Raw genomic sequence first — 25758 nt, forward strand, 5'->3', positions numbered from 1 at the left:
TCATGATTCCAGGATTTGAAGTAAAAGTAATCAATTCGCTCGACGGTATTTCTGTGAAGGCATGGAACATGCTGGCCGGGGACGATCCGTTCCTGCAGCATGAATTCTTTTCCGCCATGCATGATACCGGCTGCGTCTCAGGGAAAACTGGCTGGCTGCCGCAATTTATTACCCTGTGGGAAGGAAGCACCCTGCGGGGTGCGTTGCCGCTTTATCTGAAAAACCATTCTTATGGGGAGTATGTATTCGACTGGGCCTGGGCGGATGCTTATCGACGCTGCGGCTATGCGTATTACCCCAAGCTGCTGAGCGCGGTACCTTTCAGCCCTATTACCGGACAGCGGTTGCTGGCGGGAACCGCGGAGCATCGCGCCTTGCTGGTTTCGGCTGCATTGAGAATGGCAAAAGACAAAAACGTGGAAACAAGCGTGTCATCGTTCCACTGCCTGTTCCCCCGCGAGGATGAGGCGCTGGAAATGGAGATGGCGGGAATGACGTTACGGCACGGTATCCAGTTTCACTGGAAGAATCGGGAGGCTGGCGGTTATGAAGATTTCGAAGCGTTTCTGGCGGAGTTGAGCCATGGCAAACGCAAGAAAATCCGGCAGGAACGGCGCAAGGTTCATGCGGAAGGTATCCGCTTTCAGTGGCTGTCCGGATATGACGCAAGTCATGATCACTGGCGTTTCTTCGTCAACTGCTACAATAAAACTTACCGCGATCACCATTCCATGCCTTATCTCAATCTGGAATTCTTTTTGCGGCTCGGCAAAAGCATGCCGGAAAATCTATTGCTGATTCTGGCGTTGCGCGATGATCAACCCGTTGCCGCTGCGCTAAATTTGCATAACTCCCGCACGTTATATGGGCGTTATTGGGGTACGATGGAATTTGTCCCTGGACTGCATTTCGAGACCTGCTACTATCAAGCCATCGAATTCTGTATTGCCCATCGTATCGCGTTGTTTGAAGGCGGCGCACAGGGAGAGCATAAGCTTGCGCGCGGCTTTCTTCCCGTACGTGTCTGGTCGGCGCACTGGCTTGCACACCCGGAATTCGCCGCTGCTATCGGGAATTATCTGAAGCACGAAGCACAGGATATCAATCATTATCTGGATGAGCTGAATGAGAGCTCGCCATTCAGGAAAGACAAAGAGAGATGAAATTCTGTAGTAATTGCGGCACGCCGGTTGAATTGCGCGTTCCCGAAGGCGATAACTTGCCGCGTTATGTTTGCCCCGCGTGCAGCATTGTTCATTATCAGAATCCGAAGATAGTGGTGGGCTGCATACCTGAGTGGGAGGACAGGATATTGCTATGCCGGCGCGCCATCGAGCCGCGTCACGGTTTATGGACCGTACCTTCGGGTTTCATGGAAAATGCCGAAACCCTGGTCCAGGGTGCCGCCCGCGAAACGCTGGAGGAAGCCAATGCACGGGTCGAAATGGGGAACCTGTACGCCATTTATAATATTCCCCATATCAATCAGGTGCACGTTCTGTTTCGTGCGCGATTGCTGGATCTGGATTTTAAACCCGGTATCGAGAGCCTGGACGTCCAGCTTTTTGAAGAAGCGGAGATTCCCTGGGATACGTTGGCGTTTCGGGTTATCCATGAGCCACTGAAACGTTACTTTGAGGAACGCCAACAAGGAAAATTAGGTTTTCACATGGGTACCATAGAAGAGCTTCGCAAGTAATTCACCGCGCCGCAGGAATGCGCAGGGTATGCAGATCGACCTGATTGGCAGCATTACGCCGCCCGTAGCGAGTCCACGATATTCAGGCGCGCAGCGCGTGCGGCGGGAAGAAAGCCGCCGGCAATTCCCATGATTAGCGCAAATGTAAATGACTTGATGATAATCGCGCCATTCAGGGTAAAACTGAACGCGAGTTCGGAAAATGATTGCCAGTTCATGGTGGAAATAGTGAAGAATTGCATGAATGATGCCAATATTAGTCCGACCACGCCTCCCGCCGCGCCAAGCATCAGTGCTTCCACGAGAAAAGCGGTCAGAATATTTTTTCGGCGGAATCCCAATGCGCGCAGAGTGCCGATTTCCGTCGCACGGTTGGCGACAGAGGCATACATGGTGATCATCGCGCCGATAATCGCGCCGACGGAGAAAATAATCGACAGTATCATTCCCAGATAGCGAATGAAATTTGCCAGCAGTTGCGACTGTTCGGCATAGAAGACACTTTCCTGCTTGACTTCCAGAGTCAGGCGCGGATCATTTTCAATGCGGGTTTTGAGCTGAGAAAGCATCGCGGGATCGTTCAGCTTCAATATCACCGAAGAATAGACTGGCCTGCGAAATGCCTGCATCAACTGGTCCACATCGCCCCATATTTCAGAATCGAAACCGGTTTTACCCGCGTCCATAATGCCGACCACCGTCCATTCACGCTGCCCGAAGCGCAGTGTTTCGCCGACACCGGCGCCCTGATAGCGCTCGGCGACACTCTTGCCTGCAATTATTTCCGTTGAACCAGGGCGAAACATGCGTCCCTCGGTGATCTCCACTTGCGGGCGCAGTTCGATTCCTTTTTGCCCCACGCCGCGGATCAATACATTGGAAGCCTTTTCGGAACTACGCTTGGCGAGGGAAATCAATACTATCGTTTCTTTTGATGCCAGCCGCAAACCGTTCGCACTGTAGGCAACTTCCGGCTGGTTTTCCACAATGGCGGCCTGCTCGCGATCAATGACGCTTTGTACCTCAGTCCCGGCGGAACGGCGGGTGATAACCACATTGTCGGGTGAGCCGGTTTCCACCAGTGTTTTCCTCAGACCCTCCTCCAGCATGAGTACCGTTGCAAATACAAACACCACCAGTGCCATGCCCCCTGCGGTAAGCAGGGTAGTCAGCTTGCGGGCGGCGAGGTTACGCCATATATAGGAAAGAGGAACGGACATGAATTAACCGATGCTCCTCAATCCTTCCACGATGGGTACCCGCGCGGCACGAAAAGCGGGCAGAATTGCCGCAGTAATGCCGACCGCGATTGCGGCGGCGGCTTGCATGTAAATCGTTTCCAGGGAAACTCCGAATACTGGAAACAGCGTGCCGACCTGTTCGCTGAACCTGTCGGCAACAGGGAAGGTGAGCAGAATGCCAATCACCGCGCCAGCCAGCGCAATTGCAAGGGATTCTCCATAAATTAATCCGGCGAGGAAGTACGGACCAAAACCCAGTGCCTTGAGGGTGGCATATTCGGCGATGCGTTCGCGCGCCGTCATTGCCATGGTATTGGCCATTACCGCAAGGATAATGAAAATCACCAGGAACGAAACGATGCGTATCGCCACCACAATGGCCTCGGTCATGGAGACAAATCCTAGTTGAAAAGCCTTTTCTGTTTCGGTGAGAGTCTCGGCAAGAGAGTTTCTGAACATCGTGTCCACTTCAGTCGATATCTCCGCGGCTCTGTCGGGATCGGAAATTTCGATCACGTAGACACCGATCCAGTCGATCCTGCGGGCAACCGCTTTTTTCATGGTTTCATTGAGATAGTCCCAGTGAAAGAAAAACTGCGATGTGTCGGTTCCCGCCTCCGCACCATCATAAATAGCCCGTACCGTAAAGCTCCATGCGCCAGGATAAATCGTGCCGCGCAGAGGGATGGTGTCGCCGATTTTGAACCCATACGTGTTTGCCAGCTTGCGACCGATCACGCAGCCCTTGCGGTCGGTGAGGAATGCTTTCATATCAGCGGGTGGAATGAGGTACTCGGGATAAAGATTAAAATAGGTTTTTGCATCGACGGCGAATTGTGGAAAAAAGTTCTTTGGCGTGATATATACTCCACCAAACCAGCTCGCATGGGAGATGGCCGTAACACCTTGAATTCTGCGAATTCGTTCCTGGTAATTGATGGGTAGCGGAAAGACCAGCGAGATTGCGTTCCGTGTCACCAGGCGCGCCGATGAGGCGCCTTCCGCACCCGCATACCAGGCATCAACGACTGTGCGCAGCAGCCCGAAAGCGAGTATTGCCACCACCAGGCCCAGCACGGTCAGGCCAGTGCGCAGTTTGTGCCGCAACGTATTTCTCAGGATAAGCTTCAGGAAATGCATTTTTGAAAAATTCCGCAGATACGCCGATAATGAAAAAAGTCTGAAGAGAACAGGTTGGGTAAGATATCTCCTGTTTTATCAGCTTGTTACATCCAGTTCGCCTTTCTCCAAATGTCGAATTAAATGGGCCGATTTAGCTGCATGCGGGTCGTGCGTCACCATAATGATGGTTTTGCCCATCTCGCTGTTAAGGCGCTCAAGCATGGCGAGAATATCGTTTGCCGATGCGCGATCGAGATCTCCGGTGGGCTCGTCCGCCACCAGTATCACGGGGTCGGTGATGAATGCGCGGGCAATCGCCACGCGTTGCTGCTGACCGCCGGACAGCTCCGAAGGATAATGTTCCATCCGGTCAGTCAATCCCACCATTGACAATGCCAACTCCACGCGTTCTCGCCTCTCGCCGCGCGAAAGCCGCGTTAATAGCAGCGGCAATTCAACATTCTCAAACGCGGTCAGTACCGGCATCAAATTGTAAAACTGGAAAATGAAACCAACATTGGCCGCACGCCAGTCGGCCAGATCCGCTTCGGAAAGCGTGGCGATGTCTACCCCGTTAACTTTTAGCGAACCGCTGTCCGGCTTGTCAATCCCGGCAATCAGATTGAGCAGGGTGCTTTTACCGGAACCGGAAGGTCCCATTAAGGCGATGAAGTCGCCGGAAATAATATCGAAGGAGATATTCGTCAGGACCGGCACCCGCTGCTCGCCGCGATGGTAGCTTTTGGTGACCTGCCTGATCTGGACAATGGGCTCCGGAGGATTTTCCATGCGTCTTTATTTCGCCGCTGTTTTGACTTTGTCTCCATCGTCGAGTCCATCGCCGGGGCGTAGTATGACTTTATCACCCGCCTTGGGACCTTTCAGAACTTCAATCATATCGCCAATTTTGTCGCCGGTTTCGATAGGTGTTTCAACTGCTTTCTCGTCTTTCATGATGAATACCACGTTCTTCCTGTTGCGCTGAACAATGGCATCCGGCTGAACCACTGTGCGGGCAGTGCGCTGCTCTACGGCCATTTCCTTCTCCAGAAAAGCGATTTTTGCGCTCATTTCCGGCAGAATGTTCGGGTCGCGATCAATAAAACGGATTTTTACCAGCACCGTGGCTTTGGCCCTGTCCACTGTCGGCACGATGCGTTGAACCACGCCACGCAATCGTACGTCAGGCATCGCATCCAGCTGAATTTCACAGGGCTGCTCGAGCTTCACTTTGGGTAAATTGGACTCGGATACGTCGGCTTCGACTTCCAGCGTATCCATGTCGGCCATCGTCACTACCGCGCCTTTGGCATCGAGTGCGGATGAGAAGGGCGTTATTACGTCACCGACATTGGCACTTTTGGTCAGCACTACCCCATCAAACGGTGCGCGGATCAGTGTTTGTTCCACCGCTATCCGGGCAGCCCGAAAATTTGCCTCGGCCGCGCCAACAGATGCCTGGTAACCCAGGACAGCCGCCTGGGCTTTGCGAAAGCGGGCGGTTGCGATGTCGTGGGCGAATTGCGAAATAAAGCCCTTGGCAAGCAGTTCACCATTGCGGTTGAATGCCGCCTCGGCATCAACCAATTCCGCTTGGCCGTGCTGTAAATTTGCCTTGGCTACCCTAACGTTGGCCGCGGCTTGCTCCATCGTGGCACTGACATCCGTGTTTTCCAGTCGGGCGATAATCTCGCCCTCTGTTACGCGGCTGCCTTCCGTCACACCCAGCCATTCGACTCGTCCCGTAGCCTTCGACGCGACTGCCGCTTTACGCTGTGCAACGACATAGCCGGTGGCATTGAGCAGCGTGAAAGACTGGGACGGATAGGCGGTGGTGACTGTGCCGGACTCCACCTCCATCGCAGTGCCGGTACGAAAGTAGAAGATGATGACCAGACTCAGCGCCGCGATGATCGCCAGTGTGGGAATGAGGCGGGGAGATTTCCTATGGCCGGTTATATTGGCGCTACCGCTTCGGTCAATCTTTAATCGGGATAGATCTTCGTTGGCCACAACAACATCCTGAATGATTCAATCGCATGATTATGGCGTAGAAGCAATGCTACGGCTAGGCAAAGCCCAGTTGGCAAACTCAGTTGGCAAAAAAGGCCACGGAGCCTTATATAGAGGTCCACCAAACTTTGTCAGGAAGTACCCATAGTGGTGGATGAGAAGAGAGTGCTATTCCAGAAACACCATCCTTGAACGCGCAAGTGGCGGATTGTTGGCGAAATAGCGTTTGATACCGGCAAGCATTGCGTCGGCCAGTTTGTCCTGGTAGGCAACGTCTTTCAGTTTCTTTTCCTCGTCCGGATTACTGATGAAAGCGGTTTCCACCAGGATAGACGGAATATCGGGAGACTTGAGTACAGCGAAGCCCGCCTGTTCCACCTCGTTTTTATGCAGATGGTTTATATCGCCGATTTCCGAGAGCACCTCCCGGGCGAGCCTGAGGCTGTCATTGATAGTGGCTGTTTGTGACAGATCCAGCAGGGTCTGCTTGAGATAGGGGTCCTTGATATCCAGATTGACTCCCCCTATCAAGTCCGCCTCATTTTCTTTTTTTGCTAGCCAGCGGGCGGCCGCGGAAGTTGCCCCCCGCTCGGACAGCGCAAAAACAGACGAGCCGCGCGCATGCGGTTTGATGAAAGCATCCGCATGCACCGATACGAACAGATCGGCATTCAATTGGCGCGCTTTTACCAGACGCATCGGCAGCGATATAAAGTAATCGCCTTCGCGTGTCAGGGCTGCGCGCATGTTGGGCTCTTTATCAATCTTCGCTTTAAGCTTTTTGGCAATCGCCAGTGTGATGTCTTTCTCATGGGTGCCGCTGCGGCTCACCGCTCCGGGATCCTCGCCACCGTGCCCAGGGTCGATGGCGACCGTTATAAGCCGTATCGTTTCCGATTTGTTCCTTTTTGCGGTCGCGGTATTCCTTATGGCTTTGCTATTTGCCTTTGCGTTCATTCCGCTATCGGCATTGAGGTCTGGCTGTAACATTGCTGTGGCATTCTCATTGAGTAACGCCATAAGTGGATCGGGCGGAATAGCGGGGTAAATGTCCAATACCAGCCGATAACCGTAATTGCCTACCGGCTTGAGGACAAATGCCTGGGGTATGGCCTCGGTTTTGAGGTCCAGCACCAGCCGCAGTACGGTCGGCTTGAAACGGCCGATGCGCACCGCGCGTATGTAAGGATCAGTGGCGTCAATTTTTCCCGGCAGGTTCTCAAGTTCCGGACTGAGCCTGACATGCTCCAGGTCAACCACCACGCGATCCGGATCTTTTACCGTGCTGAGCGAGTACTGGATGGGTAAAGCCGACTCTAGCGTGAGACGCGTATATTCGGACGCAGGCCAAACCCGGGCGGAGCTGACCAGGGTATTCGCAAAAACACCATTGCTGAGTGACAAAAGCGGGAGTATTGCTATCAACAAAAACAGGGTGAATGCCGATGGAGCAGAAAGATTGTGGCAACCGGCTATTGCCCGGGATTTCTTAGGGTTTGCCATTGCTTTAAACACCGTCTCCCTGTCTCCGTATGCGCCCGAATTTCGACGCGGCGATGATCTGTTCCGGTGATATGGATAAAAAACTGCAAATCCGCTCGGGGCAACAATCCGCCCGCTTTTTCGGGCCATTCCACCAGACAGATGGATTCTGCGTTGAAATATTCACGAAAACCTGCTTCCTCCCATTCCATCGGATCATTGAAACGATAGAAATCAAAGTGATAGAAGTATAACCTAGAAATTTTATAAAGTTCAACTAAATTATAGGTGGGGCTTTTTACTTTTCCTTGATAATCCAGACCGCGCAAGATGCCTCGCGCCAGCGTGGTTTTGCCCGCGCCCAGATTGCCGCTCAGGAAAACAACAAAACCAGGATGCAATATTGTTGCGATTTCCGCGCCGAGCGCCAGCGTTGCGATTTCTCCGTCAAGACTGAGCGTGAAGTGATGCAGAGCGGAAGAATTGGTATGATGAGAACTATACAAAAGAAAAAAATATCCAAAGATCCGTCAGGAATTCGTGGAGTCTACCCGGATGCGGTCGTCGATTTATCCCGGCTCGCCGATGCGATCAAAGCATGGGGAAAGGGCTGGGGCTTTCAGGAGATTTTCATCGCGGATGCACAAATGCCGAAATGACAGAAGCGGAATCCGGACCACTTGAGTGGCTTGGTAAGGCCTATCACGGTGAGAGGGATTATATGGCAAAACATGGGATATGGCGTACTATCCGTCTGAACTCGTTCCCAGGACGTTGCGAATGATCTCGCGAATCTTGAGAAGATCGTACTAAAGTCCTATTTGCTCATGCCGTTGAACTTGATACGATGCGGACCTGTAACTGGAACAAGTCGTTCAACTTGGCTGATTTGCTTATACGGTGTGTTTTATCTTGAGGATAATCTTTTCCGATTCCAAAGCGGGTTGATATAAAAATGCTATTATGACGCACATTAAAGATCCTAGATTCCGTGACATACGTGGAAAACACTATCTACTCATTGCATCTTTAATTATCGTTGGCGGCCTGCATGACCCGGCGCATCTTCAATAAACAGAAAAAAGGAAATTCAGTGAACACTCCCCATATCAGTACCAAGAAATGGCTGACCTGTTTTGCTATCGTGTTTCCTATGCTCGTCCTGGGCGGTTGCAAAACATATCCGCCTCTTTCTCCCGACGACAAGCATATTGCGCACGATTATTTGATAGGGCCGGGTGACAACGTGGATATCATTGTCTGGCGCAATCCGGAAGTCTCCATGTCGGTGCCGGTTCGTCCCGATGGAAAAATCACTACGCCCCTGGTGGAAGATCTCCCGGCCAGCGGAAAAACATCCACACAGTTGGCCCGAGACATTGAAGAAGCGCTGTCCAAGTATATTCAGCAGCCTGTTGTAACAGTTATTGTGACACAGTTTATTGGACCATACACCGAGCAAATCCGCGTCATCGGCGAGGCAGCCAGACCCCAGGCGCTTCCTTATCGCGAAGAAATGACGCTAATGGATGTTTTGATCGCAGTGGGCGGCATAACGGATTTTGCTGCCGGCAACAAGGCCAGAATCATTCGTAGCGTGGATGGGAAACAGCAACAGTTTAGCGTTCGGCTGGATGACCTGATCAGAGACGGTGACATCTCGGCTAACGTCCCCATGCGTCAAGGTGACGTTTTAGTTATACCGGAGAGCTTCTTCTGAGTTTCGGCATGCTTGATTTAGCCTTTGGATATCCATTCCCTATATAAAGTGATCTGGCAGCTCGCTTCACCTCGGGATCGAGGATAGCTGGGTAAAAAAATGACAATGAATATGAAAATAGTCTTTTTGGATTTCCATCCGATGGCGGCGCAAACAGGCCGCCAGAAATTCCATCGCCGTAAAAGCCGACAATAGTATTTCCAAGGAACGCCTGACAAAATGGAGGAACTGACTACCCAGCTGCTTGTTTATTTGAAGGGGATATGGAAGTATCGCTGGATCTCGGTACTTGCTGCCTGGGTTGTGGCTATTGCGGGATGGGTTATCGTCTACAAGATGCCTGATGATTATCAGGCATCAGCCAGAATTTATGTGGACACACAAAATGTCCTGAAACCGCTCATGGCGGGTATGACGATTTCCCCCGATCTGCAACAGCAGGTTTCTATCATGAGCCGTACGCTGATCAGCCGCCCCAATGTGGAGAGGGTCGTTCGCATGGTCGATCTGGATATCAAGGTCAAGGATGCGAAAGATCATGAAGCGCTCGTCAAGGAACTCATGGAGAAAATCAAGCTTGGGACAACCGGTCGCGATAATCTGTTTACGATTCATTATAATAATAAAAATCCAAAGCTTGCTAAGGATGTTGTTCAATCGTTGCTCACCATTTTTGTTGAAGGGGGGCTGGGAGACAAGAGACAGGATTCTTCCGCCGCGCTCCGTTTTATTGATGAGCAGATCCAGAGTTATGAAGAAAAGTTGATAGCAGGGGAAAATAACCTTAAGGCATTCAAGCAAAAGAACATTGGAATGATGCCCCAGCAAGGTAGCGATTATTATTCACAGTTATCCGCGGCGACCGAAGATCTCAACAAAACAAGGCTGGAATTACGGGAAGCCGAGCATGCGCGCGATGCGATCAAGAGGCAAATTACTGGCGATGAGCCCGTAATGATGGTGGATCAGAGCGATGCGATTTCACCTATAGTGAATGTGGAGATTGATTCCCGAATCAGCGCATTGAACAAGAACCTGGATGCGCTCAGACTAAATTTTACGGAATTGCATCCTGATATCATTTCCACGAAGCGCCTGATCGCTCAACTTGAAGAGCGCAAGAAAGAAGAGGCCAAGCTCGTGGTAAGAGATACCACCGATCCCGGAAAAAACTATAGCCCCATGCTGCAACAGCTTAACGTGGCCCTGGCGGAAGCTGAAGCCGATGTGGCATCCATGAGGGCTCGCGTGGAAGAATATACCGCCCGTTTCAATCGTTTGAAGTCGCTGAGTAACGCGGTACCTCAGGTGGAGGCGGAACTTGCTCAACTCAATCGCGATTATCAGGTGAATAAATCCAATTATGAGAAGCTTCTTGAACGCCGTGAATCCGCAAAGATATCAGGTGAATTGGGTTCCGCCACTGATCTGATGTCATTCAGGATCATCGATCCGCCGACGGTCTCCGACCGGCCGGTGGGACCGGACCGCGGCAAGCTGTTTTCTCTGGTGTTTCTGGGATCTCTGTTAGCCGGAATCGGGATAGCGTTTGTCATCAGCCAAGTCCGGCCTACATTCCACAGTCAGGCGAGCTTGCGTGAAATTACCGGCAGACCAATCCTGGGCTCGGTTCCCATGATCTGGACGGATCAAGAGAAAGTAAAGAGCAGGAAGCGGCTCTATGCCTTTGGTCTATCTTTGCTATCTTTGTTGGGTTTATATGGCACCTTAATGGTAAAGATGATTTGACCCGAGTTTTTGCAACTTGACGTTCTTCGCCAATTTTTGAGACGCATGCAGATTTATTACCCTAAGAAGCACCTATACTAAGTCCCTGCTGCTGCGACGCTGATCAAGACAGGATGGCTAGGTATGTGGCCAACGATATTGGTTCGTCGCAACAGTCTCTGTCAGGCAGGTGAGGTATTCCGGAATCCCGCGATTTATTCCGGTTTAAAAAAACCGGTGCGATCGTCTGCTTCCATTGGGGGGTTCGGAATCAATATTATGTCGATTTGATTCAGATTCAGATATTTTGTTCGGGAGACATCATGGATAACCGTATCCTGGCAAGTTCCAATCCAACACTATTGGAGAAAGCGTGAGCATTATTGAAAGAGCCGCAGGTAAGCTTGAAAAAGAAGGGAAGAGTGGTGCCAAACAAATGCCACCGCAAATGCCGCCCAGTAGTTTGGTAAACTCGGGCCAGAAGCATTCGAGTGCAAATGATACGCCCGAGAAAGAGATCAGCCAAAATTTTTCACCAAGCCCTGTCTCGCCTTCCGCCTCGACATCCAAGCACATTACACTCAACCTCGCCAAGATGCGTCAGTATGGCATTGTCACGCCCGACGAAGGAAGAACACAAGTTGCCGAGCAATTCCGCGTGATCAAACGGCCATTGCTCACCAATGCGTTCAGTCAGGGCGCGGGCATGATCAAGAATGGCAATTTGATTATGGTTACCAGCGCGCTGGCAGGGGAAGGTAAAAGCTTTTGTACTGTCAACCTGGCGATGAGCATCGCAATGGAAATGGACCGTAGGGTTCTTCTGGTCGATGCGGATGTAGCCCGTCCCACCGTACCAAAAATTCTGGGATTAGGGACAGAAAGAGGTTTGATGGACATTCTTCTCGATGACAAACTCAAGTTGGCAGATGTCTTGATGAAAACCAACGTGGAGAAACTCACGCTTCTTACGGCGGGGACGCGGCATTCGCATTCTACCGAGCTACTGGCAAGCCAAAGTATGGCAGCGCTCCTAAAGGAGCTGGCACAACGTTATGCTGATCGCGTTGTTATCTTTGATTCCCCGCCGCTGCTTTTAACCAGCGAAGCGCGCGTGCTGGCAAGCCAAATGGGTCAGATTGTTGTGGTGGTAGAGGCTGAAACGACTTCACAGCAGGCGGTGAAGGAAATGCTCAGGCAGATCGAGTCGTGTGACGTGGTGAATTTGATCTACAACAAGGCCAGATCGTTCTCCGGCGGAGAATATTATGGTTATTATTACCATGAAAGTGCCTGAGAATCAGAAATGCAATAGAGATATATTCACGGTCGTTTGCTGGGCCGCCATGGCAATGCTGTCATTGTCATCCTATTCTTATGGGCAAGCCCAACCAGGCCGGCTGGGTCCAGCCGAACAGGGCCTAGACCAGCGACTGGGGCTGGGACAAAATGCGGCACCCATCCCCGCTGACGCTGGATGGAGAATCCAGCCCCGGCTGAATGTGAGAGAGACGTATTCCGACAATATTAGATTGGGGGCCGGCGGGGCGGATGGCGGTGACTTAGTGACCCAGATCAATCCCGGCATATTGGTGACTGGTTTAGGCCGCCGTTTTAATCTCACTGCCAATTACACCATGAATAATCTGATCTACGCGGAGAATAGTAATCTTACCAGAATGAGGCATCAATTCACTGGCTTAACCACAACTGAACTGATTGAGAATCTTTTTTTCGTGGACGGAAGAGCCGCAATATTCCAGCAAAATGCCTCCCTGTTTGGTCCGCAGGGGCTCGACAACGTTAATGTCACCGGTAATCGGGCTGATGTAAAAACTTACTCCATCAGTCCTTATCTGCGTCACCGTTTCCAGGATCTTGCTTCAACCGAGCTGCGTTACACCTACGGCGCCGTTGAGTCCAGTGTGAATGCGCTTCGCAACAGCCACAGGAATGCCTTCCAGGCTGGCCTCAACAGCGGCGATGCCTTTAGAATACTCAGTTGGGGTCTGAACTATAGCAATCAGATGATCGAGTTTGACAATACCAACCGGTCAGCCGAAATGGAACGGTCCACTGGCAATCTCCGCTATATGGTTACGTCCCGATTCGGCTTGACAGCAACCGGAGGCTACGAACGCAATACTTTTATTTCAATCCGGGGAAGCCCCACAAGCCCTTTCTGGACCGTGGGTTTCTCATGGATACCAGACGAGAGAACAAGTATTATTGCGAGTGGCGGTCAACGATTTTTTGGCGATACCTATTCGCTTCTGGCCAATCATCGTACCCGTCTTACCGTATGGAATGCGAGTTATGATCAAAACATCACGACTTTCAACCAACAGGCTGGCGGTGGTACAGGTGGCATAGGTGGTGTAGGTGGCATAGGCGGTGTAGGTGGTGGAGGTGGTTTCGATCCTTCCGGATCAGGTTCTTTTCTTAATCCCACCAATTTCTTTTCCAACCGGCTTTATCTGCAGAAGCGTTTCCAGGCAACTGTTGCTATGAATGGTGTAACCAATACGCTGTTGCTCAGAGTGTTTGATATGACACGCAAGGCATTCTCACCGGAGTCGGACGATGCCGACCTCCTTGGAGCAAACGCAGCCCTGCTCAACCATACCAGGCAAAGTGGAATTAACGGAACATGGAGTTACAGGATTTCTGCGCTCACCAGGGCCAATCTCATTTTGGGATACACAAGATTTAACTATCTTACTACCGACAGGAAAGACGATTTCAAGATAGGCATGCTTAGCCTGACAAGGCAATTTCAGGTCCAGCCTGCTGTGAATGGCATGATTCAATTTCGGCATGTTGAGCGGGACTCCAACCAAGCGGCTCATTATACCGAGAATGCTGTTATCGCCTCCCTGAACATGACCTACTAAAGGTAAGAGACGAATGTATGCATCATACTATGGTTTCAGAGTCAAACCATTTCAACTGAGACCCGACCCAAGTTTTTTCTTTGGCAGCAGAGGCCATAAACGGGCCATGGCTTATCTTGAGTATGGACTTTCGCAGGGAGAGGGTTTTATCGTCATAACCGGAGAAGTGGGTGCAGGCAAAACTACACTGGTACGCAATCTTTTCCGCACGCTGGAATCCGAGAATATCCTTGCCGCGCAAATAGTCAATACTCATCTGGACTCGGACGATACACTGAGGATGGTAGCCGCTGCTTTTGGGTTGCCTTACGAAAACTCCGGCAAGGCTTCGCTGCTGATCGGACTCGAAGAATTTTTTCGTAAATGTGATCAGCAAGGGAAGCGCGCTCTTCTGGTGGTGGACGAGGCGCAGAATCTTTCTCCTCGAACCGTGGAAGAGTTGAGAATGCTTTCCAATTTTCAAACAGACGACAAGCCGCTGCTGCAAACATTTCTGCTCGGCCAGCCGGAGTTCAGGAGAACGCTGCTTAGCGGGGATATGCAGCAATTGCGGCAAAGAGTGACCGCTACCTATCACCTTGGGCCCATGGATTTATCGGAAACACAATCCTATATCGAGCACAGGCTCAGTACCGCGGGCTGGAGCGGAGATCCATCGTTCGATGAGAGTGCGTTTGCCGCTATTTATGATTATACCGGTGGCATTCCTCGCAAGATCAACACATTGTGTGATCGCCTTTTGCTGATGGGTTGCCTGGAAAAATTGCACGGGTTCGGCGGGTCGGAAGTCGATGAGGTTATTCGCGATATCCAGCAGGAGTTTGATATGCCGACAGACGTCATCCAGGTTGAGGCCGATATCGCATCCGGACTGAACAGAGCGGAGGTGCTAGCCAGTGTGGAGAATATGGACAAACGGGTTGCCGAGCTGGAGGGGTCTGTTGTTTCTTTACTGGAACTGCTCAAGCAGGTACTGTCTCTCGCCGGCGTAAACAAGAATCTTCGGAAAGACAAGGTTTGAATGCATCTTTACATTGGACACCGGCTCCCGGATGAGCGTTATTGCCACTCAGCGGCAAGAATCGCGGAGGTGATTTGTTGGTGCGTGAAGAATGGCTTGCGGAGCTAAGTGCGGAATTGATTGTTTGCGGCGCTATGCGAGGGTAGTCAAATGAACACAACACCAATACGCAACGCGATGACCGTCGATGTGGAAGACTACTTCCAGGTTTCGGCGTTTACTCCCCATATTTCAAGGGAATCATGGACTTCCATATTTTGCCGGGTGGAGTCCAATATCGATCGTATACTCTCCTTGCTGGATGAGGAAGGTGCAAAGGCAACTTTTTTTACCTTGGGATGGATTGCCGACCGCCACCCTGACATGGTCAGGCGCATTGTCGCAAACGGTCACGAACTTGCCAGTCACGGGTGGGCTCATCATCGAGTCTCCGATCAGGAGCCTCATGAATTTCGTGATGATGTCATGCGCAGCAAAGCCATTCTTGAAGACATCGGCGGTCAGGCCATATTAGGTTATCGCGCGCCGAGTTTTTCCATTGGTCGCAATAATCTATGGGCGCTGGATATACTTGAAGAAGCCGGCTACCGTTATAGTTCCAGTATTTATCCCATTCAGCATGATCATTACGGCATGCCGGAAGCCCCTCGCTTCGCCCATCATCCGCGCACGCATCATGGGTTGCTGGAACTACCCATTACTACCATGCGTTTATTCAAGCGGAATTTTCCCGCCGGCGGCGGCGGCTATTTCCGGCTTTGGCCCTACCCGGTTTCGCGATGGTTCCTGCAAAGATTGAATCATCTCGAGCACCGTTCCGCGATCTTTTATTTCCACCCCTGGGAAATAGATCATAAGCAGCCGCGTCAGCAGGGTATCAGCATGAAAACACGCTTCCGCCACTATTACAATCTTCATCGTATGGAAGAGCGAATCAAGGCATTGACTCGGGATTTTGTGTGGGATCGCGTGGATCGGATTTTTCTAGAACAAGATGCATGAGCAGCATCATTGACGCATTCCAGGAGGATCATCAGGCTTCCCTCCACAAAATCGACACGCCGGTGGTCCATGCCTTTCAGCCACAGGATGCAGCAAGATGGGACGAATTCGTCTCAGGCTGTCCGGAAGCCACTTTCTTTCATCGCGCTGGTTGGAAGACGGTCATTGAACGTGCTTTGGGCCATAGAACCTGGTATCTCTACGCCGAATCCGGAGGGAAAATTCAAGCAGTGCTGCCATTGGCGGAAATCAACAGCAGGCTTTTTGGCCATTGCTTGAGTTCGCTCCCATTTTGTGTCTATGGTGGCATTGCCGCAATTTCGGAATCTGGCCGCACCGCGCTCGACCGCGCCGCCCAGGCGCTCGCTGCACGCCTGAAAACCGACTATCTCGAATACCGGAATTTGAGAATACAACACCCGGACTGGCCAACCAAGGATCTCTATGTCACTTTCCGTAAAGACATAGATCCGGAAGTGGAGCAGAACATGCAGGCCATCCCGCGCAAGCAGCGTGCAATGGTGCGCAAGGGTATCAAGGCTGGACTGGAAAGCGTCATAGATGAGGATACCGAGCGTTTTTTTTTAGCCTATTCCGCAAGCGTGCACCGTTTGGGTACTCCGGTCTTTTCGAGGAGATACTTCCAGCTTCTCAAGGAAACTTTCGCTAAAGATTGCGAGCTTATGGTCGTTCTAAAAGGAGGGTGCACCGTCAGTGGCGTAATGAGCTTTTATTTCCGTGACGAGGTGTTGCCTTATTATGGGGGCGGCACCGGCGAAGCAAGGGAGGTGGCGGGTAACGACTTCATGTACTGGGAACTGATGCGCCGCGCCTGTGAAAGAGGGGTTAGAACGTTTGACTTCGGGCGCAGCAAGCGTAATACGGGCTCTTACGATTTCAAGAAGAATTGGGGATTTGAGCCGCAACCGCTGCATTACGAATATCAGTTGCATCGTGCAGGAGCGGTGCCCGATCATAACCCTCTTAATCCCAAATATCAGATTTTCATCAAGGCTTGGCGGAAACTGCCGCTACCGGTTGCCAATTTTATTGGTCCTTACATCGTGAAGAATCTGGGCTAGATTCATGCAGGAGCTTCTTTATCTCGTTCATCGTATTCCCTATCCGCCGGATAAGGGGGACAAAATACGCTCCTATCACTTGCTCAAGCACCTGAGTCAACACTACCGCATCCATCTCGGTACTTTTATCGATGACGAGAAAGACTGGAGCTATGTGGATAAAGTCAAAGATTTCTGCGATGAGACCTGCTTTATCAAGCTCTCCCCTCAGGCTGCGCGCTTACGCAGCCTTGGCGGCCTATTTTTCCGGCAACCTCTTACCTTACCCTACTATCGGGATGAGGGTTTGCAAGCGTGGGTGAATAGCGTGCTCGAAACAAGATCCGTCAGAAATATTCTGATTTTCTCCTCAGGCATGGCGCAATACGTAAGCCATGCCGGGCTTGCACGCCGGATAATCGATTTTGTGGATATCGATTCGGACAAATGGATGCAATACGCAGCCACCAAAAGTTGGCCGATGAACTGGATATACCGGCGCGAATCAAGATTGCTGCTCAGCTATGAAAAGCAGGTCACCAGAGAATTTGACGGTGCAACCTTCGTTTCCGAGGCAGAAGCCAATTTATTCAAGCAGCTTGCGCCTGAGGTCGCGACAAAAGTCACTTACTTTAACAACGGCGTCGATGCGGACTATTTTTCGCCAAAAAATATCTACCCTAATCCCTACACCGCCGGTACCGATACCCTGGTTTTCACCGGGGCTATGGATTACTGGGCTAATGTTGATGCCGTGGACTGGTTTGCGCGCGGCGTCCTTTCCGCAATTCGGGCGCACTTGCCCGATGTCGAATTCCATATCGTCGGCGCACGGCCAACAGCACGAGTAATGGCGCTGGCTGCCCTCCCCGGAGTTGCGGTAACGGGTTCGGTGCCGGACATACGGCCCTATCTCGCCCATGCATCGTTGGCGGTGGCACCGTTGCGCATCGCCCGCGGTATACAGAACAAGGTGTTGGAAGCGATGGCCATGGAAAAGATTGTGATCGCTTCTCCACAGGCAATGGAAGGACTATGCGCGCTTCCTGGTAAGGAACTATTGATCGCAAACGATGAGGACGATTTTGTTCATCAAATAGTTACACTACTTCAGAGCAAATCGCATCGGACCATGGGTCATGCGGCGAGAGCCCGTGTTCTGGAGGATTACAGCTGGGAAAAAGGTCTGACGCGTGTTGATGCGCTACTTTCCCAGCCGCAAATTATTTCAACTGACGAAGCGTGTCCGCATGCCCTGCAAAACCATTTTAAATCCGCGAGAGATGTGGCATGAGCGTACAGACACCGCAAAAAATCGCGCATGGTTCAGCCACAACGCTGGATCAGCAAAGTTTGAAAGGAGCCGCGCTCCTCACCCTTGTCATTATTGCTGCAATATTGGCGGGTTACCATGAAACCACCTGGTCCATGGTTTCCATCTGGGAGCGATCCGATACATTTGCCCATGGTTTTCTTATTTTTCCCTTCAGTGCCTATTTGATCTGGGAGCAACGCAAATATCTGAGCACATTTCACCCCGAGCCCAACCCTCTGGCTCTGGCGGTACTCGGTGCCTTGGGCTTTGGCTGGTTGCTGGCAACGCTCGCCAGCGTTCAGGTGTTTGAACAATATTTTCTGATAACAATGATTTCCGCCGCGGTTTGGGCAATTTTGGGAACCCGGATGGCTTGGGCGCTCGCTTTTCCGTTGGCCTATCTCTTGCTCGCGGTACCCTTTGGCGATGCGCTTATTCCTCCCCTCATAGACTTTACCGCTGACTTTACCGTACGGGCGCTGCAGTTGACTGGTATACCGGTTTACCGCGAGGGGAGTTTCTTTACCATTCCCAGCGGGAATTGGTCCGTGGTGGAGGCCTGTAGTGGTTTGCGCTACCTGATTGCATCCTTCACGCTGGGTACGCTTTATGCCTATCTGACATACCGAAGCCTGAAACGCCGTCTGGCGTTTATCGCGCTTTCGGTGATTGTACCTATCATCGCCAATGGGATTCGTGCCTACATGATCGTGATGACCGGCCATCTGAGCGACATGCGTCTGGCTGTGGGAGTCGATCATCTTATTTATGGCTGGATATTCTTTGGTTTTGTGATGCTGTTGTTATTCTGGATTGGGTCATTCTGGCGCGAGGATGATCGCGAAAATGACAATACCGAGGCTGACCCCCATCCTGGATCCAGGTTTAATCAGGGCAGTAAAGGCTCACTCAAGAGCATGGTTCTCACTGCCAGCGCAGTTCTTGCCATTGCTTTTATCTGGCCGGTGTCTGCCGCTTATCTTGAAAACAGATTTTCCCGCAGCACGGAACCCGAAATTGAAATTCCAGGCGTTTCAGGAAAGTGGGAGACCGGTAGCACCCAAATTTCCGACTGGAGGCCCAAGTACATCGGTGCCGCCGCCCGGTTCCTGCAAAATTACCGGGGCAGCGGCGGGTCGGTGGATCTTTACGCTACTTACTACCGTAACCAGCAGCAAGGAACAGAGTTGATCAACTCCGAGAATCTGCTCGTACCGGAAACACAACCCCATTGGCGGACCATCGGGGAAAGTACACGCGACATACTGCTCAGTTCTCAGCCAGTGACCATCAGGCAGAACCAGTTGCATTCGCCTGCCACAAATCTGCTCATCTGGAGGTGGTATTGGATTGGCGCGGAGAAGACGGCGAGTCCTTACATGGCTAAATTTATTCTGGCGCGGAATAAACTCCTGGGCAGAGGGGATGATGGGGCGGAAATCATTATCGCCGCGCGTTACGAGGAGACACCGGATGAAGCTGTTCCAGTGCTTCAGGCTTTTGTGGATGACATGATGCCGACGATGACAAAAGGGCTTGAGAATGCATGGGAGCGCTAGTACCCGGCACGGCCCGGTGAAATCTTCGAGGGCCATTACCACGCAGCCTCCACTCATTGTTCATGTCATTCATCACTTGGGTGTGGGGGGGCTGGAAAATGGTCTTGTAAACCTGATCAATCATATTCCGCCTGAACGTTACCGGCACGCTATCGTATGCCTCAAGGGCTACTCCGATTTTCGCCACCGGATCCTGAGGGAGAATGTGGAAATCGTGGCGTTGAACAAGCGCGAAGGACATGATTTCGGTCTTTATCTCAACTTGTTCCGAACACTCCGGCGTTTGAAGCCGGATATCGTGCACACCCGCAATCTCGGGACGATGGAGGGGCAAGTTATTGCCGCGGTTGCCGGGGCGCGCGCACGAATCCACGGAGAACATGGCCGGGACATTTTCGATTTGCATGGGAAAAATCGAAAATACAATCTGCTGCGTAAGGCAATTCGTCCTTTCGTCGATCATTTCATTGCTGTCAGCAGAGATCTGGAAAGTTGGCTTGTCGACACCGTGGGAGCAACGCCACAGCGCATTGACCAGATTTACAATGGTGTCGATAGCCTGCGTTTTCATCCACGCGACGGCACGCCCTTTGGAGCGGGTCCGCAGGGATTTTTTACAGAAAATACTTTTGTAGTGGGTAGCGTCGGAAGAATGGCGGATGTGAAAAATTATCCCAGCCTGATCCAGGCTTTTTTGAGGATGCTGAAGGAAGAACCTGCGGCCCGCGAACATTTCAGGCTCCTGATCGTTGGCGAGGGAACTTCGCGGCGGGAATGCATCGAGATGTTGCGTGAAGCCGGGGCGGAAGCACTTGCCTGGTTTCCTGGCGAACGTGCCGATATTCCGGAACTGATGCGCACCATGGATCTTTTTGTTCTCCCCTCGCTCGGCGAAGGCATTTCGAATACCATTCTGGAAGCCATGTCCACCGGTTTGCCAGTCGTCGCTACCAGCGTCGGGGGAAATGTGGAACTTGTAAAGGAAGGATATACGGGAATGCTGGTTCCGCCGGGAGAGCCGTCAGCATTGACGGAAGCGATGCTGAGATACTACAGAAACCCCGATCTGATCATTCAACACGGCAGGGCGGCGCGGCGGCAGATTGAGGCAAGCTTCAGCATGGAGACCATGACCCAAGGCTATCTTCAAGTCTACGACAAAGCCCTGCATCGATAATGAATGGAATAAAAGGAAACTGGCATGTGTGGAATTGTTGGTCTGTTTGACACGCGCGGCAAAAGTGAAATCGACCGGCGAATACTCTGGCGCATGAATCAGCTCCAGATTCACCGCGGGCCTGATGAAGGAGAGCTATATACCGAGCCCGGTGTGGGCTTCGGCCATCGTCGTCTTTCGATCATGGATGTCTCCAGCGGGCAGCAACCGCTTTTCAATGAAGACGGTAGCGTAGTCGTGGTTTTCAACGGCGAAATCTACAATTTTCAGGAACTCGCAAAAGAGCTTATAGCCCTCGGTCACACCTTTCGCACGCATTGTGATACCGAAGTCATTGTCCACGCCTGGGAAGAATGGGGTGAGTATTGCGTGGATCGCTTTCGCGGCATGTTTGCCTTCGGCTTGTGGGATCGTAACCAGGATACCCTGTTTCTTGCCCGCGATCGGCTTGGTATCAAACCGCTTTACTACGGCATGCTCGGAGACGGTACATTTATTTTCGCCTCCGAGCTCAAGGCACTGCTTGCCCATCCGGATTTCATCCGAGAGATGGATGCCCATGCTATCGAAGACTACTTTGCTTATGGCTATGTTCCTGAGCCAAAAACGATATTCCGGCAGGCACTCAAACTTTCCCCGGCTCATACGCTGAAACTTTCAACCGGTCAAAGTATGCCGCGACTGCGTCAGTACTGGGACATACCATTTACTCCGCATGCTTCCATCAGCATGCAAGAAGCACAGGAAGAGCTGATTGTCCGGTTGCGTGAATCGGTAAAGATTCATCTGATGACCGAAGTGCCGCTGGGAGCCTTCCTTTCCGGCGGGGTGGATTCCAGCGCAGTGGTGGCGATGATGGCCAACCTGATGGGAGAGCCGGTCAACACGTGCTCCATTTCTTTTGGGGACCCTGCCTTCAACGAATCCCAGTACGCGCAAAAAGTGGCCGATCGCTATCACACCCAGCATGATGTCGAACAGGTAAATCAGGACGATTTCGAGCTGATAGACAAACTGGCCTCCTTATATGACGAACCCTTTGCCGACAGTTCGGCCATGCCTACCTACCGGGTCTGTGAGCTGGCCAGAAAACGTGTGACTGTCGCGTTGTCGGGAGATGGTGGCGACGAGAACCTCGCCGGATATCGCCGCTATCGCTGGCATCTTTATGAAGATCGAATGAGATCCATGTTGCCACTTGGGTTTCGAAAGCCTTTGTTCGGTTTGCTAGGCAGCCTATACCCGAAGGCTGACTGGGCACCAAAGGTTTTGCGTGCAAAATCCACCTTCGAGGCGCTGGCACGTGATTCCGTGGAGGGATATTTTCACAGTGTTTCCATTATGAAGGACAAAATGCGACAGCGTCTCTTCAGCCCTTCTTTCAGCCGCAGTCTCCAGGGGTACCAGGCGGTGGAAGTATTGCGCATGCATGCCGACAAATGTCCTGTCGATGACGCCCTGTCCCGCGTGCAATACCTGGATATGAAAACCTACCTTGTCGGCGACATTCTTACCAAGGTGGATCGCGCCAGCATGGCTCACGCTCTGGAAGTGCGTGTACCATTGCTGGACCATAAGCTGGTCGAGTGGATATCCGGCCTCCCGGTTTCCTTCAAACTGCATGGCCATGAAGGCAAGTATGTATTCAAAAAGGCGCTGGAGCCTTATCTTCCCAATGACATCCTTTACCGCGACAAGATGGGATTTTCGGTACCACTGGCAAGTTGGTTTCGCGGCCCGCTGCGCCAAAAACTTAACGACGCTTTAATGGGCCCGGTTCTGGCCGATACCGGGATCTTCAACCAGGCCTTTCTAAGGGAGATGCTTGATCAGCATCAGTCGGGAAGGCGTGACTATAGTGCGCCGCTGTGGACGCTGCTGATGTTCGAATCGTTTCTCCGTAACGTGCTGCCCATGGAGCATTCGGGCTCGCGCAAGAACGATCTCAAGGTGGCATGAGCATGTTGTTGCGTAATCCAGAAAAACGCTTGCATATCATCAATATGATACGTAATGGAAATGCGAGTACATGACAGACTCAAATTGATGAACCAGGAATTTGCCACAGGATGATGGACGTATTCATTACCGTTGACGTGGAGATCTGGTGTGATGGCTGGGACAACATTGACGCCAAGTTTCCGAGTGCATTTCAACGCTACATCTACGGCCCCACATCAAGAGGCAATTATGGCTTGCCATACCAGCTCGATCAATTGCGGGAGCACGGCCTGACGGGCGTTTTTTTTGTGGAACCCCTCTTTTCGACCCGGTTTGGGTTGGATCCTTTGTCGGAAATCGTGGGTCTCGTTCGAGAATGGGGCCATGAATTGCAGCTTCATCTGCATACCGAATGGGTGGATGAATCCAAGGAACCCCTGCTCGACGATATCACTGGAAAGAAGCAACTCTTGCGTTACTTTTCATTGGAGGATCAAACAATCCTGATCCAGGCGGGCGCAAAGCTGATTGAACTGGCCGGTGGTCAAAGCGTAAATGCCTTTCGCGCAGGAAATTTTGGTTTCAATAGGGATACGCTGCGGGCACTCGCCAGGAATCACATTGTTTTCGACAGCAGCTACAACGCCAGTATGCTTGGACGGGACAGTGGGGTAAGTCCGGATGTCCCACTTATGGAACCGATCGAGTGTGAAGGCGTATACGAGTATCCCATGACAGTTTTTCAGGACGGAGCTTCTTCATTGCGCCATGCGCAAGTGACCGCATGCTCGTACCGGGAGATGGAAGGGTTGCTGTGGCAAGCGCTGGAATCCGGTCGTAAGGCCTTTGTTATTCTTTCACACAACTTCGAGTTGCTTAACGGCGGTATGAATCGGCCGGACGATATCGTGGTAGCCCGCTTCCGCAAACTCTGCACCTTTCTTGATCGTCACCGGGATTGCTTCCGTGTTCGCGGTTTTCACGGTTTGGCCCCGGATCTCGCGGATTCACAGCCTGCTCCGCTCACCTCGCCGATCTGGAAAACGGGACTCAGGATGTTGGAACAAGGACTACGGCGGGGGTTCCGGTGAAGCAAGTATGGCATTACCGTCAAGTCCCCATAAAGCTTCAACTGGGTGACAAAACGTTGTTTGCATCCCGATTATGGTTGCAAGTGCGGGAAGTGGGGCTTGACGATGAGACTCCGCCAGTGACAGAGCCGGCGCCACCAGATGACGTTCTGCAACTCAATAGTCAAGGTTTCCTGGTGCGATCGCTGCGCGTCAACGGCAAGCAGCCTGTACTTCGGAAGCGGGACAATTATCTCTGCTATGTATCTTCCCAGCACCAGCGGTATTACATCGATATGCGTCTGTCGTTCGAAGAGTACAAGAGCAAATTTTCCTCCAAGACGCGTTCGACTCTCAATCGTAAAATCAAGAAATACGCCGAATATTGCGGTGGCGACATTTCCTGGAAGGTTTACAAGTCAGCTGGAGAAATGCCGGAGTTCTTTCGACTTGCCCGTGTTGTTTCCAGGATAACCTATCAGGAAAAACTGCTTGACGCAGGCTTGCCCGATTCGGAGGAGTTTCTTGGCGAAATGGAGCAGCTTGCTGAACAGGGGCTTGTTCGTGGGTTCATCCTTTTTCATCAGAATCAGCCCGTCTCGTATCTCTATTGCCCAATCTCCAATGAAATCCTGATCTATGCTTATCTCGGATACGATCCCGGCTACATGAATTTTTCTGTGGGCACAATTTTGCAGTGGCTTGCCTTGGAGCACCTGTTCGAGGAACATTCTTTTCGTTTTTTTGATTTTACTGAAGGACAATCAGAGCATAAGAAGCTGTTTGCCACCCATAGTGTCCAATGCGCAAATGTTTTTTTCCTGCGCAGCAATCTGCGCAATAGGTTCCTGCTGCATAGTCAAAGCGCCGTGAATCATCTCAGCAGGCTGGCTGGCGATAAGCTGGATCAGCTTGGGCTTAAGTCGAAAGTAAAAAAAATGATGCGCTTCGGAATCTGATCTGAACAATCTTCTGGATGGCGGAAAGTCATGTTAATCAAACGAATCGCAAAGCAGATAATGGATGCCGAGTGGGTGGCCCGCGTAGTTGAAGTATTGGATCGTCGCTCGGACAATCGCATGACCGAACTCGGGATGCTGAGCCAGGCCTTCGAGTTCGCAAAGATTAACGAAGTGCCTGGGGATTATTTCGAGTTTGGCCTGTGGCGAGGCAAGACCTTCGGCTACGCGCATCGAATGAAGCGGCGCTATGGCCGGCGCGATATGAAGCTGTGGGGCTTTGATTCATTTCAGGGCTTACCGGCAACAGAGAAGCATCCCGACAACATATGGTATGAAGGGCAGTTTGCCTGCGCCCGCCCCGAATTCGAGGCAATTCTCGCATCCCGTGGAATCCGGACATCCGAGTACGAATTGATTGAGGGTTTTTACAGCGATAGTCTGAATGATGCTACCCATCGGCGATTATCCGGACGCAAGGCGGCGGTCATCTATATTGATTGCGACCTGTACGAGTCAACTATTCAGGTACTCAATTTCATCCAGCCATATATTGTAAATGGTTCCATTATCTGCTTCGATGACTTCTACAATTACAAAGGCGATCCTGAACAGGGCGAACAACGCGCGCTGGCAGACTTTATGCGGCAGGAAACGCACCTGGGCTTCATCCCCTATCTGGACTATGCTCCGCTTGGAAAATCATTTATCTGTCGTCTAAAATGAAAGTAGCGGGTTGTGAAAAGACAATAGC

General features: G+C 51.6%; 23 protein-coding genes. 17 read left to right on the plus strand and 6 right to left on the minus strand.

Annotated features, from left to right (window positions below; all coding sequences use genetic code 11):
* The first annotated feature begins 2 nt into the window (after nucleotides 1–2).
* The gene (locus tag BLO43_RS09030; RefSeq protein WP_090906789.1) at nucleotides 3–1163 is read left to right on the plus strand and encodes a GNAT family N-acetyltransferase; all 1161 of its coding nucleotides are present in this window, start codon (nucleotides 3–5) and stop codon (nucleotides 1161–1163) included.
* On the plus strand, nucleotides 1160–1699 hold the full coding sequence (locus BLO43_RS09035; RefSeq protein ID WP_090906790.1) for an NUDIX hydrolase: 540 nt from the start codon (nucleotides 1160–1162) through the stop codon (nucleotides 1697–1699). The genes BLO43_RS09030 and BLO43_RS09035 overlap by 4 nt, the downstream gene beginning before the upstream one ends.
* 53 nt (nucleotides 1700–1752) lie before the next feature.
* Here BLO43_RS09035 and BLO43_RS09040 read toward each other — a convergent pair whose 3' ends face one another.
* From BLO43_RS09040 to tsaE, 6 genes are all read right to left on the minus strand, one after another.
* On the minus strand, nucleotides 1753–2919 hold the full coding sequence (locus tag BLO43_RS09040; protein WP_090906791.1) for an ABC transporter permease: 1167 nt from the start codon (nucleotides 2917–2919) through the stop codon (nucleotides 1753–1755).
* Between the two features lie 3 nt (nucleotides 2920–2922).
* A complete protein-coding gene (locus BLO43_RS09045) occupies nucleotides 2923–4080 on the minus strand; it encodes an ABC transporter permease (RefSeq protein ID WP_090906792.1) in 1158 nt (385 codons plus the stop codon).
* Between the two features lie 78 nt (nucleotides 4081–4158).
* Entirely contained in the window at nucleotides 4159–4851 is a 693-nt protein-coding gene (locus tag BLO43_RS09050; protein ID WP_090906793.1) for an ABC transporter ATP-binding protein, read from the minus strand.
* A 6-nt stretch (nucleotides 4852–4857) separates the two neighbouring features.
* A complete protein-coding gene (locus tag BLO43_RS09055; RefSeq protein ID WP_090906794.1) occupies nucleotides 4858–6075 on the minus strand; it encodes an efflux RND transporter periplasmic adaptor subunit in 1218 nt (405 codons plus the stop codon).
* A gap of 168 nt (nucleotides 6076–6243) precedes the next feature.
* The gene (locus BLO43_RS09060; protein WP_254773404.1) at nucleotides 6244–7578 is read right to left on the minus strand and encodes an N-acetylmuramoyl-L-alanine amidase; all 1335 of its coding nucleotides are present in this window, start codon (nucleotides 7576–7578) and stop codon (nucleotides 6244–6246) included.
* Entirely contained in the window at nucleotides 7548–7961 is a 414-nt protein-coding gene (gene tsaE, locus BLO43_RS09065) for a tRNA (adenosine(37)-N6)-threonylcarbamoyltransferase complex ATPase subunit type 1 TsaE (RefSeq protein WP_368086139.1), read from the minus strand. The genes BLO43_RS09060 and tsaE overlap by 31 nt, the downstream gene beginning before the upstream one ends.
* On the opposite strand from tsaE, the gene BLO43_RS16775 reads away from it, so the two are divergent.
* The 15 genes from BLO43_RS16775 to BLO43_RS09140 all read left to right on the plus strand — a co-directional run bounded on the left by BLO43_RS16775 (nucleotide 7953) and on the right by BLO43_RS09140 (nucleotide 25730).
* Nucleotides 7953–8216, plus strand: a complete 264-nt coding sequence (locus BLO43_RS16775) for a hypothetical protein (RefSeq protein WP_175443905.1) — start codon at nucleotides 7953–7955, stop codon at nucleotides 8214–8216. The genes tsaE and BLO43_RS16775 overlap by 9 nt on opposite strands.
* Before the next feature lie 434 nt (nucleotides 8217–8650).
* Nucleotides 8651–9277: an XrtA/PEP-CTERM system exopolysaccharide export protein gene (locus BLO43_RS09075; RefSeq protein ID WP_081346802.1), complete on the plus strand. Its 627-nt coding sequence runs from the start codon at nucleotides 8651–8653 to the stop codon at nucleotides 9275–9277.
* A gap of 219 nt (nucleotides 9278–9496) precedes the next feature.
* Nucleotides 9497–11026 (plus strand): XrtA system polysaccharide chain length determinant, encoded by a 1530-nt coding sequence (locus tag BLO43_RS09080; RefSeq protein WP_090906795.1) that lies wholly within the window; start codon nucleotides 9497–9499, stop codon nucleotides 11024–11026.
* 352 nt (nucleotides 11027–11378) lie between these two features.
* Nucleotides 11379–12302, plus strand: coding sequence for an XrtA-associated tyrosine autokinase (locus BLO43_RS09085; RefSeq protein ID WP_090906796.1), 924 nt, complete (start codon nucleotides 11379–11381; stop codon nucleotides 12300–12302).
* Entirely contained in the window at nucleotides 12274–13899 is a 1626-nt protein-coding gene (locus BLO43_RS09090) for a TIGR03016 family PEP-CTERM system-associated outer membrane protein (RefSeq protein WP_090906797.1), read from the plus strand. The genes BLO43_RS09085 and BLO43_RS09090 overlap by 29 nt, the downstream gene beginning before the upstream one ends.
* Before the next feature lie 13 nt (nucleotides 13900–13912).
* A complete protein-coding gene (locus BLO43_RS09095; protein ID WP_090906798.1) occupies nucleotides 13913–14920 on the plus strand; it encodes an XrtA/PEP-CTERM system-associated ATPase in 1008 nt (335 codons plus the stop codon).
* Between the two features lie 150 nt (nucleotides 14921–15070).
* Nucleotides 15071–15922: an XrtA system polysaccharide deacetylase gene (locus BLO43_RS09100; RefSeq protein WP_175443912.1), complete on the plus strand. Its 852-nt coding sequence runs from the start codon at nucleotides 15071–15073 to the stop codon at nucleotides 15920–15922.
* A complete protein-coding gene (locus BLO43_RS09105) occupies nucleotides 15919–17004 on the plus strand; it encodes a FemAB family XrtA/PEP-CTERM system-associated protein (RefSeq protein WP_090906800.1) in 1086 nt (361 codons plus the stop codon). The genes BLO43_RS09100 and BLO43_RS09105 overlap by 4 nt, the downstream gene beginning before the upstream one ends.
* A 4-nt stretch (nucleotides 17005–17008) precedes the next feature.
* Nucleotides 17009–18277: a TIGR03087 family PEP-CTERM/XrtA system glycosyltransferase gene (locus BLO43_RS09110; RefSeq protein ID WP_090906801.1), complete on the plus strand. Its 1269-nt coding sequence runs from the start codon at nucleotides 17009–17011 to the stop codon at nucleotides 18275–18277.
* The gene (gene xrtA / locus BLO43_RS09115; RefSeq protein ID WP_090906802.1) at nucleotides 18274–19857 is read left to right on the plus strand and encodes an exosortase A; all 1584 of its coding nucleotides are present in this window, start codon (nucleotides 18274–18276) and stop codon (nucleotides 19855–19857) included. Before BLO43_RS09110 ends, xrtA begins: the two co-directional genes overlap by 4 nt.
* A gap of 16 nt (nucleotides 19858–19873) precedes the next feature.
* Entirely contained in the window at nucleotides 19874–21034 is a 1161-nt protein-coding gene (locus tag BLO43_RS09120) for a TIGR03088 family PEP-CTERM/XrtA system glycosyltransferase (protein WP_090906803.1), read from the plus strand.
* A gap of 24 nt (nucleotides 21035–21058) precedes the next feature.
* A complete protein-coding gene (locus BLO43_RS09125) occupies nucleotides 21059–22993 on the plus strand; it encodes an XrtA/PEP-CTERM system amidotransferase (protein ID WP_090906804.1) in 1935 nt (644 codons plus the stop codon).
* A gap of 110 nt (nucleotides 22994–23103) precedes the next feature.
* Nucleotides 23104–24066, plus strand: coding sequence for a polysaccharide deacetylase family protein (locus tag BLO43_RS09130; protein WP_090906805.1), 963 nt, complete (start codon nucleotides 23104–23106; stop codon nucleotides 24064–24066).
* Nucleotides 24063–25004, plus strand: a complete 942-nt coding sequence (locus tag BLO43_RS09135) for a GNAT family N-acetyltransferase (protein ID WP_090906806.1) — start codon at nucleotides 24063–24065, stop codon at nucleotides 25002–25004. The genes BLO43_RS09130 and BLO43_RS09135 overlap by 4 nt, the downstream gene beginning before the upstream one ends.
* A gap of 30 nt (nucleotides 25005–25034) precedes the next feature.
* Entirely contained in the window at nucleotides 25035–25730 is a 696-nt protein-coding gene (locus BLO43_RS09140; protein WP_090906807.1) for a TylF/MycF/NovP-related O-methyltransferase, read from the plus strand.
* The last annotated feature ends 28 nt before the right edge of the window (nucleotides 25731–25758 follow it).

Origin of the sequence: Nitrosospira sp. Nsp13 (genome assembly GCF_900101945.1) — a bacterium.
Classification (GTDB): Bacteria; Pseudomonadota; Gammaproteobacteria; order Burkholderiales; family Nitrosomonadaceae; genus Nitrosospira; species Nitrosospira multiformis_D.

Bases quoted from the DNA above. Each gene is read 5' to 3' on its own strand.
- BLO43_RS09060 (WP_254773404.1), bottom strand. From the start codon at position 7,578: ATGGCAAACCCTAAGAAATCCCGGGCAATAGCCGGTTGCCACAATCTT.
- BLO43_RS09140 (WP_090906807.1), top strand. From the start codon at position 25,035: ATGTTAATCAAACGAATCGCAAAGCAGATAATGGATGCCGAGTGGGTG.
- BLO43_RS09080 (WP_090906795.1), top strand. From the start codon at position 9,497: ATGGAGGAACTGACTACCCAGCTGCTTGTTTATTTGAAGGGGATATGG.
- BLO43_RS09035 (WP_090906790.1), top strand. From the start codon at position 1,160: ATGAAATTCTGTAGTAATTGCGGCACGCCGGTTGAATTGCGCGTTCCC.
- BLO43_RS09110 (WP_090906801.1), top strand. From the start codon at position 17,009: ATGCAGGAGCTTCTTTATCTCGTTCATCGTATTCCCTATCCGCCGGAT.
- xrtA (WP_090906802.1), top strand. From the start codon at position 18,274: ATGAGCGTACAGACACCGCAAAAAATCGCGCATGGTTCAGCCACAACG.
- BLO43_RS09095 (WP_090906798.1), top strand. From the start codon at position 13,913: ATGTATGCATCATACTATGGTTTCAGAGTCAAACCATTTCAACTGAGA.
- BLO43_RS09050 (WP_090906793.1), bottom strand. From the start codon at position 4,851: ATGGAAAATCCTCCGGAGCCCATTGTCCAGATCAGGCAGGTCACCAAA.
- BLO43_RS09125 (WP_090906804.1), top strand. From the start codon at position 21,059: ATGTGTGGAATTGTTGGTCTGTTTGACACGCGCGGCAAAAGTGAAATC.
- BLO43_RS09090 (WP_090906797.1), top strand. From the start codon at position 12,274: ATGGTTATTATTACCATGAAAGTGCCTGAGAATCAGAAATGCAATAGA.
- BLO43_RS09045 (WP_090906792.1), bottom strand. From the start codon at position 4,080: ATGCATTTCCTGAAGCTTATCCTGAGAAATACGTTGCGGCACAAACTG.
- BLO43_RS09040 (WP_090906791.1), bottom strand. From the start codon at position 2,919: ATGTCCGTTCCTCTTTCCTATATATGGCGTAACCTCGCCGCCCGCAAG.
- BLO43_RS09130 (WP_090906805.1), top strand. From the start codon at position 23,104: ATGATGGACGTATTCATTACCGTTGACGTGGAGATCTGGTGTGATGGC.
- BLO43_RS16775 (WP_175443905.1), top strand. From the start codon at position 7,953: ATGCAATATTGTTGCGATTTCCGCGCCGAGCGCCAGCGTTGCGATTTC.
- BLO43_RS09105 (WP_090906800.1), top strand. From the start codon at position 15,919: ATGAGCAGCATCATTGACGCATTCCAGGAGGATCATCAGGCTTCCCTC.
- BLO43_RS09030 (WP_090906789.1), top strand. From the start codon at position 3: ATGATTCCAGGATTTGAAGTAAAAGTAATCAATTCGCTCGACGGTATT.
- BLO43_RS09100 (WP_175443912.1), top strand. From the start codon at position 15,071: ATGAACACAACACCAATACGCAACGCGATGACCGTCGATGTGGAAGAC.